This window comes from Paenibacillus xerothermodurans (assembly GCF_002220865.2).
Lineage (GTDB): Bacteria > Bacillota > Bacilli > Paenibacillales > NBRC-103111 > Paenibacillus_S > Paenibacillus_S xerothermodurans.
Genome location: NZ_NHRJ02000003.1, coordinates 181339 through 201618 on the forward strand (window position 1 = coordinate 181339; position 20280 = coordinate 201618).

Annotated in this window: 18 protein-coding genes; 10 read left to right on the forward strand and 8 right to left on the reverse strand. The window is 51.0% G+C overall.

Annotation, left to right across the window (positions count from 1 at the left end):
- Window positions 1-25 precede the first annotated feature (25 nt).
- From CBW46_RS08255 to CBW46_RS08265, 3 genes are all read right to left on the reverse strand, one after another.
- Window positions 26-1189, reverse strand: a complete 1164-nt coding sequence (locus CBW46_RS08255) for a Gfo/Idh/MocA family protein (protein WP_089199723.1) — start codon at window positions 1187-1189, stop codon at window positions 26-28.
- A 465-nt stretch (window positions 1190-1654) separates the two neighbouring features.
- Window positions 1655-2134, reverse strand: a complete 480-nt coding sequence (locus CBW46_RS08260; RefSeq protein WP_089199538.1) for a ferritin-like domain-containing protein — start codon at window positions 2132-2134, stop codon at window positions 1655-1657.
- Between the two features lie 259 nt (window positions 2135-2393).
- Window positions 2394-3719 carry a pectate lyase family protein gene (locus CBW46_RS08265; RefSeq protein ID WP_089199539.1) on the reverse strand — a complete coding sequence of 442 codons (1326 nt, stop codon included), beginning with the start codon at window positions 3717-3719 and terminating at the stop codon, window positions 2394-2396.
- 386 nt (window positions 3720-4105) lie between these two features.
- Here CBW46_RS08265 and CBW46_RS08270 point away from each other — a divergent pair, with 386 nt between their 5' ends.
- The 3 genes from CBW46_RS08270 to CBW46_RS08280 all read left to right on the forward strand — a co-directional run bounded on the left by CBW46_RS08270 (window position 4106) and on the right by CBW46_RS08280 (window position 7397).
- A complete protein-coding gene (locus CBW46_RS08270; protein WP_089199540.1) occupies window positions 4106-5122 on the forward strand; it encodes a zinc-binding alcohol dehydrogenase family protein in 1017 nt (338 codons plus the stop codon).
- A gap of 311 nt (window positions 5123-5433) precedes the next feature.
- On the forward strand, window positions 5434-6558 hold the full coding sequence (locus CBW46_RS08275) for a sensor histidine kinase (protein ID WP_089199541.1): 1125 nt from the start codon (window positions 5434-5436) through the stop codon (window positions 6556-6558).
- A 287-nt stretch (window positions 6559-6845) separates the two neighbouring features.
- Entirely contained in the window at window positions 6846-7397 is a 552-nt protein-coding gene (locus tag CBW46_RS08280) for a glycerol-3-phosphate responsive antiterminator (protein ID WP_089199542.1), read from the forward strand.
- A 68-nt stretch (window positions 7398-7465) separates the two neighbouring features.
- Here CBW46_RS08280 and CBW46_RS08285 read toward each other — a convergent pair whose 3' ends face one another.
- Window positions 7466-9139 carry a glycerol-3-phosphate dehydrogenase/oxidase gene (locus tag CBW46_RS08285; RefSeq protein ID WP_089199543.1) on the reverse strand — a complete coding sequence of 558 codons (1674 nt, stop codon included), beginning with the start codon at window positions 9137-9139 and terminating at the stop codon, window positions 7466-7468.
- A gap of 282 nt (window positions 9140-9421) precedes the next feature.
- On the opposite strand from CBW46_RS08285, the gene glpK reads away from it, so the two are divergent.
- A complete protein-coding gene (gene glpK / locus CBW46_RS08290) occupies window positions 9422-10900 on the forward strand; it encodes a glycerol kinase GlpK (protein ID WP_089199544.1) in 1479 nt (492 codons plus the stop codon).
- Window positions 10901-11194: 294 nt separating this feature from the next.
- Here the strand turns inward: glpK and CBW46_RS08295 are convergent, their stop codons facing one another.
- The 3 genes from CBW46_RS08295 to CBW46_RS08305 form a co-directional block, all read right to left on the reverse strand.
- A complete protein-coding gene (locus CBW46_RS08295; protein WP_089199545.1) occupies window positions 11195-12001 on the reverse strand; it encodes a histidinol-phosphatase in 807 nt (268 codons plus the stop codon).
- Window positions 12002-12006: 5 nt separating this feature from the next.
- Window positions 12007-12909: a LysR family transcriptional regulator gene (locus CBW46_RS08300; RefSeq protein ID WP_089199546.1), complete on the reverse strand. Its 903-nt coding sequence runs from the start codon at window positions 12907-12909 to the stop codon at window positions 12007-12009.
- A 169-nt stretch (window positions 12910-13078) separates the two neighbouring features.
- The gene (locus tag CBW46_RS08305) at window positions 13079-13630 is read right to left on the reverse strand and encodes a Chromate resistance protein ChrB (protein WP_089199547.1); all 552 of its coding nucleotides are present in this window, start codon (window positions 13628-13630) and stop codon (window positions 13079-13081) included.
- A 324-nt stretch (window positions 13631-13954) separates the two neighbouring features.
- On the opposite strand from CBW46_RS08305, the gene CBW46_RS08310 reads away from it, so the two are divergent.
- Window positions 13955-14581: a DedA family protein gene (locus CBW46_RS08310; RefSeq protein WP_089199548.1), complete on the forward strand. Its 627-nt coding sequence runs from the start codon at window positions 13955-13957 to the stop codon at window positions 14579-14581.
- Window positions 14582-14676: 95 nt separating this feature from the next.
- Here CBW46_RS08310 and CBW46_RS08315 read toward each other — a convergent pair whose 3' ends face one another.
- Window positions 14677-15468, reverse strand: a complete 792-nt coding sequence (locus tag CBW46_RS08315; protein WP_089199549.1) for an HAD-IIA family hydrolase — start codon at window positions 15466-15468, stop codon at window positions 14677-14679.
- Window positions 15469-15816: 348 nt separating this feature from the next.
- Here CBW46_RS08315 and CBW46_RS08320 point away from each other — a divergent pair, with 348 nt between their 5' ends.
- The 5 genes from CBW46_RS08320 to CBW46_RS08340 all read left to right on the forward strand — a co-directional run bounded on the left by CBW46_RS08320 (window position 15817) and on the right by CBW46_RS08340 (window position 20213).
- On the forward strand, window positions 15817-16527 hold the full coding sequence (locus CBW46_RS08320) for a class I SAM-dependent methyltransferase (RefSeq protein ID WP_089199550.1): 711 nt from the start codon (window positions 15817-15819) through the stop codon (window positions 16525-16527).
- Between the two features lie 518 nt (window positions 16528-17045).
- Window positions 17046-17813, forward strand: coding sequence for a hypothetical protein (locus tag CBW46_RS08325; RefSeq protein ID WP_133253946.1), 768 nt, complete (start codon window positions 17046-17048; stop codon window positions 17811-17813).
- The gene (locus tag CBW46_RS08330; RefSeq protein ID WP_165842233.1) at window positions 17810-18157 is read left to right on the forward strand and encodes a hypothetical protein; all 348 of its coding nucleotides are present in this window, start codon (window positions 17810-17812) and stop codon (window positions 18155-18157) included. Before CBW46_RS08325 ends, CBW46_RS08330 begins: the two co-directional genes overlap by 4 nt.
- Window positions 18150-19448, forward strand: coding sequence for an O-antigen ligase family protein (locus CBW46_RS08335; RefSeq protein ID WP_165842234.1), 1299 nt, complete (start codon window positions 18150-18152; stop codon window positions 19446-19448). The genes CBW46_RS08330 and CBW46_RS08335 overlap by 8 nt, the downstream gene beginning before the upstream one ends.
- A 306-nt stretch (window positions 19449-19754) precedes the next feature.
- Window positions 19755-20213, forward strand: a complete 459-nt coding sequence (locus CBW46_RS08340) for a chemotaxis protein CheX (protein ID WP_089199554.1) — start codon at window positions 19755-19757, stop codon at window positions 20211-20213.
- The last annotated feature ends 67 nt before the right edge of the window (window positions 20214-20280 follow it).

Here is a 20280-nt window from a genome sequence, read left to right on the forward strand (position 1 = left end):
CCAACGGGCACGTGCTCCGCCCAAACTAATGTGTGCCGCTGAGATCCAGCTTCCTGTATTCATCGGCTTCTTTGGCCGTGCTCGATTTACTAATTCTTTCCTGCAGCAGTTGGTAAAATAGATCCTCGTCAAGCGGAAGGTCGACCCAGCTATCCGTCCAGGAGGACAGCAGCATAGCGTTTGAAAGAGTGAGCCCGTGGATGCCTTCTTCCCCGGATGCGAGAAGCGGGGTGCCCTGACTGATTGCATTCACCCAATCCCGCATAATGCCCACATGCTGCGTGGCCGTCCCGCGCACTGGCACTTCGCATTTCCAACATTCCGGCTGGCCAAATCCGCCTTGGTACGTGCGGTTAAACTCGGGTTCCGGCACACGGAGCCGCCAAAACGTGAGCTTATCGTCCTCGACCACAATCTTCCCGCGTTCACCGGCTACTTCAAAGCGGTTGGTTCCCGGTGCTTCCCCGGTGGTTGTGATAAATACGCCGGTACCCCCGTTATCGTACTCCACGTAAGCGGTTACCTCATCCTCCACTTCGATATTGCGGTGCTTGCCGAAGTAACAGAATGCCCTGACCCGTTTCGGCATGAGACCTGTCGTCCATTGCCATAGATCAAGCTGGTGCGGAGCCTGGTTGATCAGGACGCCTCCGCCTTCGCCCGCCCATGTCGCACGCCAGCCGCCGGAATCATAATAGCTTTGGGCGCGGTACCAGTTGGTGATGATCCAATTGGTACGCCGGACCTCGCCCAGTTCTCCGGACGCGATCAGGTCCTTTAACTTCACATAAAGCGGATTTGTCCGCTGATTGAACATCATACCAAACACTTTGCCAGATTTGGCTGCTGCATCATTCATCAGCCGAACCTGCTTAGTGTATACGCCGGCCGGTTTTTCCACCAGCACGTGAAGCCCTTCCGCAAAGGCCTGCATTGCCATGTCGGGATGATAGTAATGCGGTGTAGCGATAATGACAGCATCGACTTGTCCTGAATTTATAAGCGCTTCCATGTTCTCGTACAAGGCAACATCTCCGCCGAGTTCCTGCCGGGCCCAATCCAAACGCTCGGCTCTAGCATCACAGACCGCGGTCAATACTGCGCCTGGCACTTCATTGTTAATTAAATTTTTGGCATGGGGTGTTCCCATGTTGCCAAGGCCGATCACTCCGATGCGTACGTCGGTCATAAATTCAGCTCCTTTTTCAGAAACAAAATGCATTGTGTGTCCACTTTCGATTCTAGCACAGGCGCACGGATGATCACTTCACCCCGGTTAATCAATATTACAGTTGTATTTAACTCTCATTGCTGTGAAGTATGTTAAACGCACTATGATTAGTAGGTATAGCCGGCACGTGAGACGGCAGTGAGGCTCGTCCGCTTCAGGAGAAGTCGGACCTATGCTGAGGCCCAGGCGGCGGATGGAAGCGAGCCTCTTGCGGCTCCGGGGTAAAATAAAACTATTGTGATGAGTACCGCACAACAGGTACAAACCGTCCGTCATGCATTGATTGACACGGGACCTCGTCGAAAATGCGTATCCGGGGCCAGGGCACTGCCGGTATTCTGACCGCCGGTCCCGTGTACTCTGTGAAGCTCAATCCGACGAAGCCGTTGTGAGCCGGGCACAAGCGAATGAGTTATTGTGCAGCTACTCGTGGCTGCTTAGCAAGTTCAAAGTAAACAGGTAATTATACTGGCTTGCATGCTTCAACTCATCCAGTATAATGCCGAACACAGTATCACGGTAAATGCCAACGGGCGCACCAAACCAGATCCTGCGGTACGTTTCGACGGCGGCTAACTCACCCTGCAACGCCTGCTGCAGGCCGGCGACATAAGACGTTACATGCTCATACTGCGCAGCATTGACAGGCTGAATGTCCTGCCCGGTGAGGTCGCGGAACATGTCACGGAACATACGGCGGTGCCCCCGTTCGTCATCTCGTATTGCAGCGATGACCTCAGCTTGCTCAGGTGACGGTGCCAGTGCAATCAGTTCTTCGTATAACAACTCATCGTGCCGTTCTCCCTGCACTGACTCCTTAATTAACTGCAGTGTGTTCCGCAAGTTTTCCGCCCAAATCGGCTGCAGCGCCGGCCGGTGATAGTTGGGATTTGTCCAATACATCCGAGAATCCTCCAAATGAGCCGTTTAACTCATCTTATGGGCGACAGCTTGGTTTGGTGCTATAAAAAAACCGGGATAAGCTACTCCCGGTCTGTTGGGCTATGCTATTGCGGAGTGGGTGCAGCGGCCCTGTTGTGTGCATCGCGTGGACTTAGCCGCATACATAACGCAGCTGCTCCTGCAGCAGCGGCGGTGCAGCTCGCTTCCCTGCGCGCGCCTTAGCCCCGGCTCACTGCAGCAGCAGGCTCAGAGGCACGGATCAACGCAGCTTGCCGGCGCCTGCTCGCGCTCGGACTTTACCACGCACCGCATCAGTGGTATCAATGTGATCGTGCAGGGTTGGTTCCCAGCCTACGTTTTCGTTCAGCTGCACGCTGTTTTCATCGTTATACGCTTTTACGAGATCAACATCCCGCTGGACACCGCCCGGTGTTTTCACGATCGATCCGGTTTCAAAGATAGAAGTGCCCTTGAACTGCCCGATCACCTTCGAGATATCCGCCTCGTAGTCGAACTCGAAAAAGTTGTTCTCCGCGTAGGTCTTTGAGTTCACCCCCACACCCCAAGCATAGCTGAAATCATAATCGGACCCTTGGTTGTATTGGTAATAATTATTGTAAATGTGCACTTCGCCAAAACGGACACGCGGCGTGCGCTGGCTTAAATTTTTCAAATGATTGTGGTGGAACGTGACTTTCAAATGCCCGCCATCGATTTTGCTTGTGTCGCTGGAGCCAACCAGAGTGACCTTGTCGTGATCCTGGAGCAGATTGTGCGACACAGTCACATAGTCTGAACCGTTTTTGATATCCAACAGACCGTCATGCTGCATAAATTTTCGCCCGAAATAAGTACCGGATTCGGTATCCGTATGATCCCCGTCGCCAAAAGTGTTCTGATTCACCCACACATGCGTAGATGCATCGATTGTTAAACCGTCGTATTCTGAATTCCAATTCCCTTCATCACCATCCAACGGATCCCACGCCGGGAAGTAATCGATTGGAGCGACAAACTCAATGTTGCGAACAATGACGTTGTCCACGCCTTTCACGGAAATCGCCCCGCCTATGATTTTCGCATTGTCCTCGACACCGATAAGTGTGGTATTGGAGCCAATGTTGATCACAATGTGATCCTTTTGGTTTTTTGCGGAACGCGCGCGCGCATCTTCCAGCGGGCCCGTCACTTCTGTCTTGCCCCACGCCTCCGGCGCGTACGTACTGAGATACTGCTGGAAGTCATAGCTCGGATCCTTATAATCCTCCATGCCAAGCGGTTTGCCGCTGTCATCCGTGTTAATGTCAATAGTGCCCTTCACGTAAATGATCTTCGGCGTACTGTTCATGCGGTTGGTTGCATTGTCGCCACCCAGAGCTTGCATAAGCTCAGTCCTATTCGCAGCGGTGAATACATGGGCTTCGTCCGCTGCTGCGCCTCCTGTCGTTCCGCTGGCGAAGGACGCCCAGCCATCGGTTTTCCCCAACACTTCCCGTCCGTGCCGGTCGGAGTTGCCCGCCAGAACCGGTGTAGAGCTGAACAACAGTACACTGCAGACTATCATTGACACTACCTGCTTGTTCATCAGCACGACTCCTTTAAGTGCAATTTTTCATGCTGCAAAATATGCCCCACCTAATTAAAAGACAAAATGTAAGCGTTGTCAATTTAATTCATGAGCGCGCACTTCGGGCCGGCGGCCGCTAGAATGGAGTATCGCTGTGTAACGCCGACGGGGGTTTGCGTTTTCTTTTTCACCGCGATTGCTGCTTCCGCAAGTTGCAGTTTAAAATCAGAACCGACATATCTGTAAGGGCGGAAGTATAGCCGGTGGTCAAAAAATAATTATCCGGATGGACCTTGGAAAGGAATAGTTTTTTACATATAATGAGAATTGTGTATTAACAAAATTTAATCGTTCGGGGACAGCATCGTTTCTGAAGAACATAGGATCCATAGGAGGCACATTGAATGAAAGCGATTACTTGCCAGCGCCCTCACCATTTTGCTATGACGGACATGCCAATGCCGGACAGGGCGGAGGGAGCCGCACTGGTTCGTATCCGTCGCATCGGAATCTGCGGCACCGATTTGCACGCTTACCGCGGGAATCAGCCCTTTTTCTCATATCCCCGTATCCTTGGGCATGAATTGGCCGGCGAAATCGTTGAGATAGGCGACAATGACAGCGAACTGCGCCAAGGTCAGCCCGTCACGATCATCCCCTATCTTGAATGCGGTGAGTGTATCGCCTGCCGGAGCGGAAAGACCAATTGCTGCGCCAAGCTGAGTGTCCTCGGTGTGCATGAGGATGGCGGCATGCGTGAGTTCTTGGCAGTCCCTGCCGACCATCTACTGAATGCCGACGGCCTAACCCTGGATCAGGCGGCCGTGGTGGAATGCTTCGGTATCGGCGCGCATGCGGTTCAGCGGGCTTGCATTGCCCGGGGAGAATTCGTGCTCGTCATCGGTGCAGGTCCAATCGGCTTGGGTGTGATGAAGTTTGCCAAACTGGCTGGAGCAAAAGTGATTGCTCTTGATATCAACGCTGAGCGCCTCAGGTTTTGTGAATCATGGGTGCCTGCAGATTTCACTGTCAATGCGAACGACGACGCTCTACGGAACGTACAAAATATCACTGGGGGAGACTTCCCGACCGTTGTGTTTGACGCGACGGGAAATGTGAAGTCGATGGAGCAGGCCGTGCGGTATACCGCGTATGGCGGCAGGCTGGTCTATGTAGGTCTGGTCAAAGCAGACATTACGTTCAACGATACCGAACTGCACAAACGGGAATTGTCAATCATACGCAGCCGCAACGCAACACGCCGCGATTTGGAACATGTGATTGACACCATGCGGGATGGCCGGATTGATACGGGTGGCTTCATCACCCATCGCGTACAGTTTGATCAGATGATCGACGCTTATGACGGCTGGCTGCGGCCGGACAGCGGAGTGATTAAGGCGATGGTGGAGCTCGAGTAGACACAGTGAGCACTGTAAAACAGGCCATAAGCCTCAATGCAAGTAATGATTTGGTAAAAAAAACGAAACTATTGTCTCATTCAATATGATACAATGCGATTTATAGAATAGAATTGTAAACATTTTCAAAACTACCCATCAGCCTGTCGAAAGATTGAGACACAGAGCTGAGGTCTCACAGCAAACTCCGTGTGTCGGCTGGCTACCGCAATCGTATCCATACCGGTAAGATTGCTCGGGGCTGGCAATGTCGGACAGTAGCTTTCTGTCCCTCGCACGCCAATACTTTTTTACAGGAAGGTTATTTCATCATGGAGAATGATCCCCTAATAGCACAATTTCGTGAGATGCGTCATGAGTTTGTCAGCACTTGGCTGAGCAACGTCAGTGAGCGCCTGCCTGATCGGTTTGACACGATCGAATTGTATCAACAGGGCACAGCTTATTTTACATACATAACGGATTTGCACATCCCTGCGGAGCTGCATCCTGCACTGCACTCGGCAGTAAATTGGTACATTCAATCGGATCAAAAAGAAATTCAATATTTTCAAATCATGTACAGCTCCCATTCATGGCGGCGTGCACTGTTAGAGGTGGGAGAACTGTGGCTAACCGTCAGCTTATTGAAGCAGCTGTTCGCCCGAATCGATTATTTTGAAATGGAGGTCTGTCGTTCCTTTAGACAGCATGAAGTGGTACGGTTTAAGCAGAGGGATGTAGCCATGGATGAACTGCATGAGGACCGGATGAACCTGGTGGGCAAAATGGCGGCCAGCATGGCGCATGAGATTCGCAACCCGTTGACCTCTATCAAAGGCTTCTTAAAGCTGCTGCGGTCTGGGATACAAAACAAGGTCGTGGATAAGCCGTTGAAATATCTCGATTTCATAGAACACGAGTGCGACAACATTCATATGCAGGTCACGGGCTTTCTGAGCTTCTCCAAAAAACCGATCATGGAAGAAGAATTGGTTAGTATATCCGTGAAACAGGTGCTAGAACACAACCTGTCGCTTCTGGGCCCGCGCCTGATCAATGAAAATGTAGACCTTACATTGTCCGTTCCGGCTGAGACTACGCTGCTGGTGCAAAAGCTAGCTATTCAGCAAGTGTTGTCCAATCTGTTGAATAATGGCATTGATGCCTTAACCGCGCTCAAATCAGAGAGGAAGATACACATCAGCGCATACGAGGACGCGAACCATGTCTACATCGAAGTGAGCAACAATGGGCCACGCATCCCGGCAGCGCTGCAGAAGACTATTTTTAACCCGTTTGTCACGGATAAAGCAAACGGCACAGGGTTGGGCCTCGCGATCTGCAAACAGATTATGGCCAAAAATCACGGAGATATTTCTTTTACCAGCAATGATACGGAAACATCATTCTTGCTGACCTTTGCGAAGACCGAGTCCGGCGTATGCGCGTCGTGAGTATTTGTTTCGGATATGGCTGTTGATCGGGGCGCAGCTGCTATCCGGCTGTCCCGGACAAACAGTTGTACAATAGAAAAACGCCTGGTTGCAGGCGTTTTTTTGTCAAAGGCGGCTGCTGTTCCGGAGTGACAGACTCACCCAGCCATATAACGTTTTCCCAGAAACTGTTATCCCCTTAATTGGTATTATTCAACTACGTTCCCATGTGGGCGGAAAATAATCGCGTGTGAACCGAGAAACTTTGGTAAAAAGCTCGGACTGTGAATGGATGAGGGGGCAAATCAATGAATTTGTTTGGGCAAAAGGTGCTTCCTGCGGTACGCAAGATGAGGGACTTGGAGACACTGGTGGACAGTCGATTTGAATACTTGGTGCTGCTGGACAGCCACATTTCACAGCTGATGAGTGTCTCGCAATTGGCTCGGAGCCGGGGGAAAAAGCTGTTGATCCATGCGGATCTAATCCATGGGCTGAAGAACGACGAATACGCTGTCGAGTTTCTTTGCCAGACGGTGCAGCCTGCGGGAATTATATCTACGAAGAGCGCCGCTATCGCTACCGCCAAGAAGAACAAGCTGCTAGCCATTCAACGGCATTTTTTGCTCGATACGATCGCACTGGAAATGACCTATAAATTGACGGAAAAAAATCAGCCCGACTTCATTGAAGTCCTGCCCGGGGTGATGCCGCATATTATAGCCGAAATGTGTGAGAGGCTTCAAATTCCCATTCTTGCAGGAGGTCTGATTCGGACCACGGAAGAGGTGGATTTGGCTTTGCAGGCGGGAGCAGTTGCCGTGACCACCTCCCGCAAGGAGATTTGGAGCCGATATTAGCCGTGACTGAGCGCGACGAAATGGCGAGCAGGAAGGGGCCGGCCTGTGAAGGAATAGACCGGCCCGACTTAGTCCGTCTCCTCAGGCAGCGGCTCGGTCGCGTCAGAGATAGACCGGTCCAGCACAGCTGTGTGCCGGGCGGTTTGCTGTCGGTCCCACCCGAATCGCTGCGCCATATATGCGGTGACAGGATGCTTCCAGCGCCTTACTGCGCTGATATCGAAGTAGAGCGCACCTGTGCGGCGGATGAAAAAATCTACCGGCGTAGCAGCCATTTCTTCCTCTATGCTATAGAGCAGCGAGGCGTACCATGCCGACGGTAGCCCATACCGACCGGCTTCGGCCTGGTGCGCGAGATACAGCTCCAGCACACCATCCGTGTTGGAGCCGTAGCGGCGCACCCACATACGCGCGTCGGCTTCGCTTATACCGTTGCGTGCACAGGCGTTGACCTTCTCCTCCATGTACTCGGCGAACCCCCGGGAACCCCCGACCTCGCCGCCCGACAGGCGGATACGTTCGGTAGCGCACGGAGGATAAGGTGCGTGCCCTTCCTGTTCCAACTGCTTGGCCGCGAGATCGACGATACGCTCGGCCATTTTGCGATAGCCCGTCAGCTTCCCCCCGGCAATGGTGATCAAGCCCGAGGGTGCGATGAAGATCTCGTCTTTGCGGGACAGCTCCGACGGCGATTTGCGGTCTTCATGAATAAGAGGCCTAAGCCCGGCCCAGCTGGATTCCACGTCTTTCGGGTGCAGCTTAAGCGATGGGAACATAAAATTCGCCGCGCGCAGTATATAATCCCTGTCCTCCACGGTCATCCGCGGACGGGCAATGTCACCGTGATAGTTAGTATCTGTGGTGCCAATATATGTTTTACCGTCACGCGGGATGGCGAAGACCATACGCCCGTCCGGCGCGTCGAAATAGACGGCTTGATTTAACGGGAAGCGTCCAGCGTCGATGACGAGATGTACGCCTTTGGTCAAATGCAGCCGTTTGCCTTGTTTGGAGCCGTCCATCTCGCGAATGGTGTCGACCCATGGTCCGGCAGCGTTGATGACACGCTTGGCCCGTACTGCAGCAGCAGTGCCGTTCAACTGATCAACCGCTTTCACCCCAACCACTTTGCCCTCCTCGTACAGCAGCTCTTCGACTTTTACGTAGTTCACTGCTTTAGTGCCCCGACGGACTGCTTCCTTGATTGTTTCAATTGTTAAACGCGCGTCATCCGTCCGGTATTCAACATAATAGCCTCCGCCCTTCAGCTTGTCCTTGCGCAGCAGAGGTTCCATTGCCAGCGTTTTGTCTTTGCTGAGCATGATACGGCGTTCTTGCCGACGTACTCCGGCCAATAGGTCGTAGATGAGCAAGCCCAGCGAAGTGGCTAACCTGCCATACGTGCCCCGTTCAATGATCGGCAGCAGCATCCATTCCGGTGTAGTTAGGTGCGGGGCATTATCGTATACGATAGCGCGCTCTTTGCCGACTTCGGCCACCAGCTTGAATTCCAGCTGCTTGAGGTAACGGAGCCCGCCGTGAATGAGCTTTGTCGAACGACTGGAGGTGCCCGCGCCAAAATCCTGCATCTCGATCAAGCCGGTGTTCATGCCGCGGCTCTGCGCGTCTAAGGCGATGCCCGCACCTGTAATTCCTCCCCCTATAACAAGCACATCAACTGGAGATGCACCCAGCTCCGTCAAATATTGCTGCCGCTGCACTGCCGAAAATGTATTAGTCATCGTTATCCCACCTTGTTTTGTCGTGTGTAGCATGTGACGAAGAACAAAAAAGACCGCAAACATGACCCAGCGTGTTGACTCCACAGGGTATGTTCCGGTCTGCTCTCATTCTCTGACCAAGATATTAACTTGTGATGATTATTGCTATCATAGCACGGTGGTTCGGTTTAAGCAACCGGCTGGAGCAGTGATGGGTTGACAAGAAAAAACATAGTGTGTTAGATTGCATCTGTGAAAGCGCTTGTAACGTAACGGACACCGTTGTAGGGAGGGAGACATAAGGTGAACAAGTCCCGATATGTTGTCGCGATCGATCAGGGCACGACAAGCTGCAGAGCCATCGTGTTCGACGCGCACGGAGGTATAGTGAACACGGCGCAGCAAGAGTTTACACAATTTTTTCCGCAGCCGGGGTGGGTGGAGCATGATGCGGATGAAATATGGAGGGTACAGCTGGCTGTGCTTCGTGAGGCGGTTGCAGCCGTAGATGTAACGGATATTACTGCGATCGGCATCACCAATCAACGCGAGACAACGGTAGTGTGGGACAAAATGACCGGTAAGCCAGTGCATCCAGCCATCGTGTGGCAGTGCCGCAGAACCAGCGGGATGTGCGAGGAACTGAGGCAGCGCGGTTGGGAGACGACGATTCGCGGCAAGACAGGGCTCGTGCTGGATGCGTATTTTTCCGGTACGAAGCTGAAGTGGCTGCTGGACACTTATCCGGATATCCGGGCAAAAGCGGAGCGGGGAGAAGTGTTGTTCGGTACGGTGGATTCATGGCTCATTTGGAAGCTGACGGAAGGCCGCCAACACGTGACGGATGTCACAAACGCGTCAAGAACGATGCTGCTTAATATACATAGCGCCCAGTGGGATGACGACATCCTGACTGAATTTAACATACCCAAGGCCATGCTGCCTGAGGTTAGATCATCGAGCGAGATTTACGGCCATACAGGGCTCCTGGGCGGGGGCGTCAACGTTCCTATCGCCGGCGCCGCCGGCGACCAGCAGGCCGCCTTGTTCGGTCAAGGGTGCAGCAGCGAAGGTATGGCGAAAAACACATACGGAACCGGATGCTTCGTTCTAAAATGCACCGGAGCCCAGCCGATACGGTCCGAAAAAGGGCTGATCACCACGATCGCCTGGGGCTTAAACGGCCAACTGACCTACGCTTTGGAGGGCAGTGTTTTCAATGCCGGCGCGGTGGTTCAGTGGCTAAGGGACGGCCTCGGCATTATTCAGCATGCCTCCGAGACAGAGGCTATCGCCAAGTCGGTGCCGGATACGGGAGGCGTTTATTTTGTGCCCGCATTCACCGGTTTTGGCACACCCTACTGGGAACCCGATGCCCGGGGTATGATCACCGGCTTGACGAGAGCATCCACGAAAGCAGACATCGTTCGCGCAGCATTGGAATCTATCGCGTTCCAGAGCCGCGACGTGTTAGAAGTGATGGAGGAGGAATCCGGCATCCGTCTGAAGGAATTGCGGGTGGATGGCGGTGCTGTGCGCAACGATTTTCTTATGCAGTTTCAGGCTGATGTGCTGGGCGTAGACGTCACCCGGCCGCAAGTCATCGAAACCACAGCGCTTGGTGCCGCGAGCCTTGCCGGGTTGGCAGTAGGCCTGTGGAGCGACATGTCCGAATTGGAGCAGCTGAAGGGGTACGACCGGACGTTCCACCCGGAGAAGGATCTTAGATATCGGGAGCAGGCTGTCGCAGGCTGGAAGCGTGCGGTCTCGTATCAGTTGTAGGCGCGCGGCGGCATCCACCCACAGACCGTATACCGCAGATCGCTGGAGCAAACTCGTAAGATGTGCAACAGACACAGGGTTCGCCGCGCCAAGCAGCGAACCCTATTATTTTCATCAATGCATGCTAGTGAGCCTATGACAACAACAGCCATCGCCTACGCGGCTCCAGTACAGCACGCCATCGCTCTGCTCGTGGGAAACAAGGTGCCAGCATGTGCATTTGTCGGCCACCATCGCGAACGACTTGCCGTGCACGGAGGCAAGAACCGCGCCTCTTTTGTCAAGTACGAGATCTTACAGCGGTACGACTTGGCGCTCTTTCTGCTTGAAATACACCCATTCCTTGAAGCCGATTTCCTTCAATCGTGCGCTTACCTGATCCCACTCGTCGCCCACACGTTCCGGCACATGGGCGTCGGATCCGAAGGTCACGCGAACCCCATAGTGCAGCGCACGCTCCAAAATGGCGTCAACCGGATACCACCCGCCGCAATCTTTGGTCTTGCCGGAAGTGTTGATTTCAATGGCTATGTCGTACTCAGCGATCGTCTTCAACGTCCGGTCTACCGCTTCGGTCGGAATATCCGAAAAAGGTGCGTAATACGCGCGCATGGCATCGATATGTCCGAGAATTTGAAACATGCCGCTGCGAGCTGACTGCTCGATCAAATCGTAGTACTCTTCCTTATGCTGGATTTTCTGCTGCTCCGTCAGCCCGTTAAACCGCTTTTTATTAAAAATGCTGATCCCGCCCGACAAATGCACGGAGCCAATGATATAGTCGAAAGGATACTGCTCATACACCGCACGGTACACATTAGCATGCTCGGGGAAGAAATCCGACTCCAGGCCAAGCAGCACGTGAATCCTTCCGCTGTACTCCTCCTTCAGCCTCAGCACCTCATCCACATAACGGGAGAATTCACTTTTGGCCATCGCGATACCCGGCTGTTCCCGGTCATTAGTGCTCGCAAAATAGGGGGAATGGTCCGAAATGCCTATGACAGACAGGCCGTGACGGATACCTGCCTCTACGTAATCGCGTATCGTGCCGATCGCATGACCGCAGCGTTCGTGATGCGTATGCAAATCGAATTTCATCGTAATCACTCCGATCCAACGAATTGTATTTCCTGCATGCCTTTGAGATCCTGCAAAAATTGGTGAAGAGCCGAGCTCAAATATCGGCCGGACTTGTAAACCACTCCAACCGGATGACTGATCTCAAGCTCATTTACCTTGACCATTTTTAATGTGCCCAACCTGAGCTCATTGGCGATGGACAATTTGGAAATAATTGCGGCACCCAGGTTCAGCTCGACCATCCGTTTGACTTCTTCGCTGCTGGGCAGTTCCATCACTATCTGGGGCGCTATGTTTAATTGCTTAAATATCTGATCGACAAAACGACGGCCCGCCGTTTCCGGCGAAAGCATGATCAACGGGAGACCCTGCAGTTGTTCAATCGGTACATGTGCGTGTTTACTCAGCGGATGATCGGGTGCAACGACCAGCTCGAACGTGTCATAGTACAGCACGGAGCTTTCTAGGGAAGGATGCTTTTCGAACAGGTATGTGATGCCGATGTCGATGGTGCCGTTGTCGACGCTATTCATAATTTGCGATGTGGTCATCGAATGAATAGATGTTTTAATCAATGGAAACTGGTTTTGGAAATAAGACAGGACGCGCGGCAAAATCTGGATGGCTATGGAAGTAGTGGTGCCTAGGTGAATGTGGCCCTGCGGTGTTTGATTCAAATCGTTCAAACGCTGCTTGAGGTCTTCGACGGTTTGTAGGATCATCTCGGCATGCTCGAGAAATACACGGCCGCTGTCGGTAAGTGTGACAGGCTGATTCCGGTCGATCAGCACCGTTTTGAATTCATCCTCAAGACTCTTGATTTGGGCGGACACAGCGGGCTGAGTTAAGTTCAACAGTTCGCCGGCTTTACGAAAGCTCATGGTTTTGGAAATCGTCAGCAGCGTCTCTAATTGATTTAAGTTCATTCCAAACCCCTCCTCTCCAAAAAGGGCAAAAAAATCATAACGGGCGGTCAAATAAAAGCGGTTACGTGAAAATAGATATATTTTATCAAATTAAAAAACAGTATAAATACATTTTCTCATGAACGCCAGTAAATGACAAGGGAAGCGCGGAGTTTTCATACAATCATCCTTAACCTTCTTCGCCTGATACTCCTTCTTGCAGGTATACCGTTTCAATAAATTCTTCGAATGCTTTGTTACATGTTTCAAAAATTTCAATTGCCTGCTTTTGCAACTCGCATTGAAAGAAATCTCTTTTTTTAATTTTGATTAACCAATGTTTAAGTCTGCGTAATTCAACTTCATTTTCTTCGATTTCTCGAAAACAAAAATTCAACTTTTTCGTTTCCTTTTCAATTTCTTTTAGAAACTTTTCTGATTCCTCAATAAACTCTTTATATTCTAGTGTACGTGCCTTATTAAATTCTGATATTATCTTTTCTTCAGAAACGGTGGACATTTTTTCAACTTCAAGTAGTGAGGTTTCGCCCCCATTTTCACTGATAAGAAGGTTCAATTTCTTTAATTTTTTTTGCATTTCTTCAGTATTGGGACCGATACAAACCGATTGCTGAATATAATTGACTCCTAGCGTTTTAAGGTTTCTCCATACACGAACTCTGATAGAAGAAGGTTCAGAAGGAATTTTATAGGAAAAAATGATCCATCCTTGGATTTCCATCTATTTCTAATCTCCTTAAGTGAACTTTTTTTGTTATAAATGTAACACTTGTTGCATTATTAGTAAACCGAGATTAGACTGTCTATATACAGAGATTACTCATTGGAGGAGAATAAAATGGGGGAAACAGATGCTAATTTAAAGACACGAGCAAAAAATAAAACAAGATATACGTGTATTAGCGGAAGCCTACAAACATCCTAAAAGGGAAAAACGAAAAGCTGGACAGCTGGAATTATCATTATATTGATTTGGATTGCTGTGCTATATTGGATTGCTTCATTGTTTTTTAATAAATAATAACTTAAATGTCGGAGGTTTTAAATGGCAAACTGGATTACAGAGATAATCAATAGTTTTGGTTATATAGGGATTTTTCTATTAATTGCTTTGGAGAATATTTTTCCACCCATTCCATCAGAAGTCATTTTGACATTTGGTGGATTCATGACTACAAATACAAAATTGAGCATAACCGGTGTAATATTGGTTTCTACCTTAGGATCTGTTACCGGAGCTATTGTTTTATATATTATCGGTATGCAGCTAAGCACTGAGCGACTGGAGAGGCTTGTAGATAAATGGGGACGCATTTTCAGAATAACAAGAAAAGATGTTCACCGTTCGGAGAAATGGTTTCAAAAGTATGGTGCCTGGACAGTATTCTTTTGCAGATTAGTCCCCTTAGTAAGAAGCTTGATCTCCATTCCGGCTGGTATGGCACGGATGAATTTTTGGAAGTTTTTACTCCTTACCACAACAGGAACACTCATTTGGAATTCGGTGCTGGTTAACATAGGTGCTGCTATGGGAAATTCGTGGGAAAATGTTTTACACTATATGGATATGTATTCCAACTTTGCATATTTAGCTCTGGGACTATTGGTTGTTTGGATGGCAGTTCGTTTCTCAACAAGAAAGAATAAACATAAAGAGGAGCATTATGATTAACAGAATTCTCAGGCGGCCGCCGCGTCACACAAGCGCTGCGCATACGGCCAATGCCTGCGGCCGGTCGCCGCAAAACAACGGCTTACCGGGCCCCGTTAAGCCTGCGACAGCGCATCGGCCAATTCCATAAGATGGCCGCACACCAGCTCCGGCCTCACGCCGGTGCGCTCCAGCTGCGCTTGCAGCGTGGCGCGGCTGGCAAGGCCGGTCAACACAAGAGCGGTGCGGCAGCCTGCCGCGATGCCGCCTTTAATATCGGTCTGCAGGTTGTCGCCGACCACCCAGACTTGCTCCCTCGGCAGCCCCAGCCTCTCTATCGCATAATTCATGATGATCGGCGACGGCTTGCCGATAATGACAGGCTCCGCCTCACTTGCCCGCTCGATGGCCGCCGCAATAGAACCTGCTCCCGGGCGCAGCTCATTGTTCCACGGCAGCAAATGATCCGGGTTAGTCACAACGTAAGCGGCCCCGCTGCGGATATGGTGCACGGCGGCGGCAAGCTTGCCGTAATTGAACTCCCTGTCGATACCTTGTACAACGAAATCAGCACGCACCCCGTCCTGCACGAGTTCAAAGCCCGTGGCCCGGAGCGCCTGATACAAACCGTTCTCACCGATCGCATACACCTTGTTGCCGGCAGCATTATGCTCCTGCATATACAGCGCAGAAGCCTGAGATGACGTGAGCACTTCGTCAGGGCTTGCGTCTATTCCGGTTTTTTTCAAATGGGCCACCACCTCATCGGCAGTCCGGGATGAATTGTTGGTTACGTATAAATGGGGATAGCCTTGCTGGCGGAGCCATTGAATAAATTGGGGCGCATGGGGAATCGGAGCATCTCCGTGATATAGTGTGCCGTCTAAATCAAGCAAAAAACCTAACAAATCGCGTCCTCCTCTGTGCTTCTCTGCTTTGTTCAACATGCGTTACGCTCATGCAAATCATTTTAGCAAATTTTTCGCCTGTCTCCTATTGCGCACTGCCGTATTGGTCCAGAGGGCACCTACGTTTTCATTATCGCACGGCTCCGACCTTCATTTTTTCGCTGTTTGGAACCCGCGGCGTAGTGGTAAAACATCTTAAGTTGCAAAGCACACCGTGTCTCAGCGACTGAGATAAGTGTTAGTCACGCTGTGATCAATAAATCCCAGCAGCCGGGCGAACCAGGCCGGCTCGGTTTTGCCTTCCTCAGACGCTGCTGTAAAGCCATTCGCGAAAAGGAGGATACGCACATGGATACATCCCGATTGGAACTCATACGTAAGGAAGAGAAAAAATACCATGAGAAATGCTTTGAAAACTATAAACTGTACGAGAAGGGCTCGTGGCTCCACCAGCCGGTGCCCGTGATCATGGAATACGCCTCCCGCCTTAGCCTTGGCCAGCCTGTGCAGATACTGGATCTGGGATGCGGAGTGGGCAGAAACAGCATTCCGCTGGCGAAAATGGCGATGCCGTCCGGCGGCAGGGTGCATTGTGTCGATTTGTTGGAGGTGGCGGTCGAGAAGCTGCGAGAGTACGCGAAACAATTCCAGGTTCAACCTGCGATCACCGCAGACACCGCCGACATCGGTGAGATTGCGATTAGGGAGGATACGTATGACTATATTGTAGCCGCTTCGAGCTTGGAGCACGTGAAATCCCAAGAGGTGTTTGAAAAAGTGCTGCGTCGCATGGCTGAAGGCACGAAACGCGGAGGCATGAATTGTATTGTGATGAACACCGATATTGAGGAATATGACAAACAGAGCGGACGGCCGCGGAAAACGCTGATCGAAGTGGTCATGCGCAAGCCGGACGTTCTATACCGGCTCAGATCCAATTATGCCGATTGGGAGCAATTGCATGTTTCTGTGCAGCCGATGGAATTGGAAATAGACCGCGACGGCGAATCTGTAATTATGCGTGCTCAAACGGTCAGCTTTGTCGCACGCCGGCGGTGAAGCAGTCTAAGCACAGGAGTGTCTGGGTATGAACCGATTTGACGGTCAAGAAAAAAAGCTTGTAGTCGTGTGTTTGGTCGTGGCTGCATTGCTGTTAATCACGCTGCTGCGGAATGCGCTGCACTAAAATATGCCGCTGTCTTTGAGGCGCCTTTCCGGGTGCGGATGCAGATTCACGATAATGTTCCAATCGCGCTCAGAATCGCTTTCGTTGCGGTGACACGTGGCTGAGCGGCACATACAGGCGGTATACCACGGCACTGTACAGAACTGACCAAAGGAGAGATTTTCAGAGAAAAGGATTCTGTGCTGGCTCGAAGTCGAGCGGAGACAGGCACCCTTTCTCTTTTTCTTGTTAAATTTTGTAACTTTATCGGGTTTTATATCGTCTATCAATTTAAAAGCACTTTGTGGGCGGAGGTTAAATGATGGCTGCTGGTCCAAGCTATTCTTACAAGGCGGAGAGAGAGCGCACTCTTCAGACTGCGTCGGGCAAGTCGGTGATCTATTAGTTGTGCATGCTGTTTATACAGCTATTCTTATTCATATTCCTTTTTGAGGCGGCACTGTTCTACGGATATAGCGTGCACTATGAAAAGCCGATCAATTCTGCGGTGATCTGGGCTGGAATCATCCTTTTTTTGCTTAGCATCTATTATTTTTACAATTGGAAGATAGAAGAAATGCGGGATTTCATGACTGCATGGGTATGGGCCATTCCGGTCTGCTATCTCACCCCCGTTTCCGCCCACCACGCAGCATTCATGGTACGGCTCAGCCTGCTGTACGGCATCTTTTTCGGGCTCGCGGCCGCCTTCGCGAGAGAAAAGCGCGGAGCGGCGCTCATTCAGCAAGGAATTGTGTTTGCAGGCTATACTGCCGTGATTTACTGTTATATGAATATGTTCGGCAATGCCTATCACAAAGATGCGGTTATGCTAACCGGAGAAGGACTGCGCTTAACCTCGGTGTTTCAATACGCCAATGCTTATGCGGCCTACTTGCTCGCCATTCTCCTGTGCGCGGTGTGGATGGTGATGCGTTCCCGCAAATGGTATGCCGTCCTTCTGCATGCAACCATGGTCGTGCCCACGCTGTTATCTTTCTTTTTAACGCTTTCCCGAGGCGGCCTCGTGATGCTGCCGGTGATCGTGCTGCTTGTACTGCCTTTTTATCGGTTTGTGCAGCAAATCAGCTTTTTTGTGTATTTACTTGCCGGTTCTTTCGCCGCACTGCTGATCGTAGAACCTGTCAAAGAGTTGACCACTTCTGTGTTCAACAGGTGACCGCAGGAGGCGAGTCTAATCCTCTTACGATTAGCGTGTTAGACGCACAATCGCTGAAGGGATGGCTGCTGCTGGTGTCGGTGTCGGTCTGCGTGGGAGCGCTTATTTTACTGAGTGAAAGGTACTTGGTTCCAGCGGTGGAGCGCCGCACGGAGAAGCTGGGCAGAATGCGCGCGGCGAACACGCTGATTCCTGCGGTCCTGATGATGTTTGGTTTCCTCGGCTTTTACGTCATTTCTGATAATAATGCGATAGCCAAGCTGCTGCCCCCGGAGATGCAGGCGAGGGTTCAGTCCATCAACTTTCAACAGCATAGCGTTCGTGGAACGGCTCACTGTGTATAAAGATTCACTCAAAGTGTTTCAGGATTATCCGCTCACCGGCGCAGGCGGCGGAGCTTGGTTCAATCTGTATCAGCAGTACCAAAACAACCCATATACCGTGAAGCAGGTACATAATTTTTTCTTACAGTATCTTAATGAGACCGGATTAATCGGATTTTTTGCTCTGATGGTGCTGCTGATCTCAGTGTTCGTCCTGTATGCACGGCAGTTTTTCAAGCAGGACCACAGCGAACGCGGCACGCATCAAATATTTTATATCGTAGCGGTATCTTTGCTAGTGCACAGCGTCCTTGACTTTGAGATGAGCTACGCCTACTTGGCCGCGCTGGTCTTCCTTTGCTTGGGCGGTATGGCGGCAAGCATTGGTCAGCCGGTGCCTTTGCTCAGTTCACAGCATATTGCTGCATTGAATAAAGGAGCATTTCGATTAATATATCCGTCTGCAGTAGGTATCTTGTCTCTTGTTATCATTTTTGCAGCAGTCAGAGAATTGCAAGGCAACCGGTATTATGCAGAGACCATGCATATGTTGACAACGCAGCAGGACTTAGCCATGGACGATGTTTTCCGTCCTCTCGGCGCCGCGCTCCATGTGTCAACCGAGCATCCAGAGTATTTGAATCTCAAAATTCAGCTGCTTTATCAAGGCTACAATCAAACTAAGGACGCCCGCTTCGAGCAGCAGGCCAAGCAATACCTGGCTGAGTTGGATCACAGCTCACCTTATGACAAACAGCGGTTGGAATTCGAATATAACCAGTATGTATCTGAGGATAAACTGGATGAAGCGCTCGCCGTAACGGAGCGAAGCTTGCAGCAGGGGATTTGGGGAATTAACGCCTCGCGTGGCGGCCCCAACTGGTATACGCGGGCGATCGCCTTGTCTTATGAGCTGGGCGAGAGGGCCCGCGCCGACAGGCAGCCGGAATTGCAAGCCAAGCGCTGGGACCGGGCGGAGGAGTTGTATCAGACAGCAGTTGCCAAAAAAGAATCGTTGAAAGCACTGCCTCCAGGCCAGCTGCAAGGGGAGCTGTTCGATATCGCTCCTGATATGTCGCTGTTCGTCGGACAGATCAACTTCCAACGGTCGAACCATGAACGGGCGGCTGAGCTGTTCAAACAACATGTCTCGGATCAGACTGACGATCCGTTAAATCGCACATTAGTGCGGTGGTATCTGGCTGCACTGCAAAAACAGGGTAAAAGCGATTCAGCGGTATATGACGCGTTCGTCACCAAGCATCCAGAGGAGCAGGAGCAAATTGCGAAACTAGTCAGTGACAACAGCTAGCTGACTCAACCAGCCCTGGTATGCAATACAATCCTGGACAAAACTGTCTGCCGTTCGTGAGCGGCAGAACAAGTGACCCCCCGCACGATGACGGTACCTGCCTATCCGCCGCACGGGGGCTTTTTGCCTGTGCCGGAGCAGGTCAATGAACCCTAGGGAGCCTCGTGCGGCGGTAATATTACTAGCTAATATTTTTGGTAGGGCTTCCAGAACTATATACTTATTAGACATATTTAGGTATAATGATGTGAGATTAAAGACCCATGCGCAATGCGTGCGTGTTGTCGAAAAAGGGGACCGATGTTTATGAAGGCAGAATATATCAATCCATTTTTGGAGTCTGCTAGATTTGTCATAGAGCAAGTGGCTAACGTCAGACCTTCCACCGGACAGCTGGGACTGAAAGAGATTAAACTTATAGAGAAATATGTATGGATCCAGATTGGAATGACCGGAGAAATGCAGGGAGATATTGTGTTCGGCTTGCATGAGCAGGTGGCACTAAAGATGGTGTCGGCCATGATGGGTGGCTACGTAATCACCGAGATGGACGAGATCAGCGCCAGTGCGATATCCGAGCTCGGCAACATGATTAGCGGCAACGCCAGTACGATGTTGTTCAATCAAGGCGTAACCGTAGACATCTCACCGCCCAAGCTGGTGCATTCCGCCAATTCGGCAGCTTTTGTCTCCAGGAAAGCACTGACCATACCGTTGATCATGGATGGAATCGGTGAGCTTGACATACAAGTTTTGATCGCGTGAACGAATTAGACTACAATACTAGTGGAGGCCCCTCTCTTTAGTCGGCCATCCACTTTTTTGTTGGCAT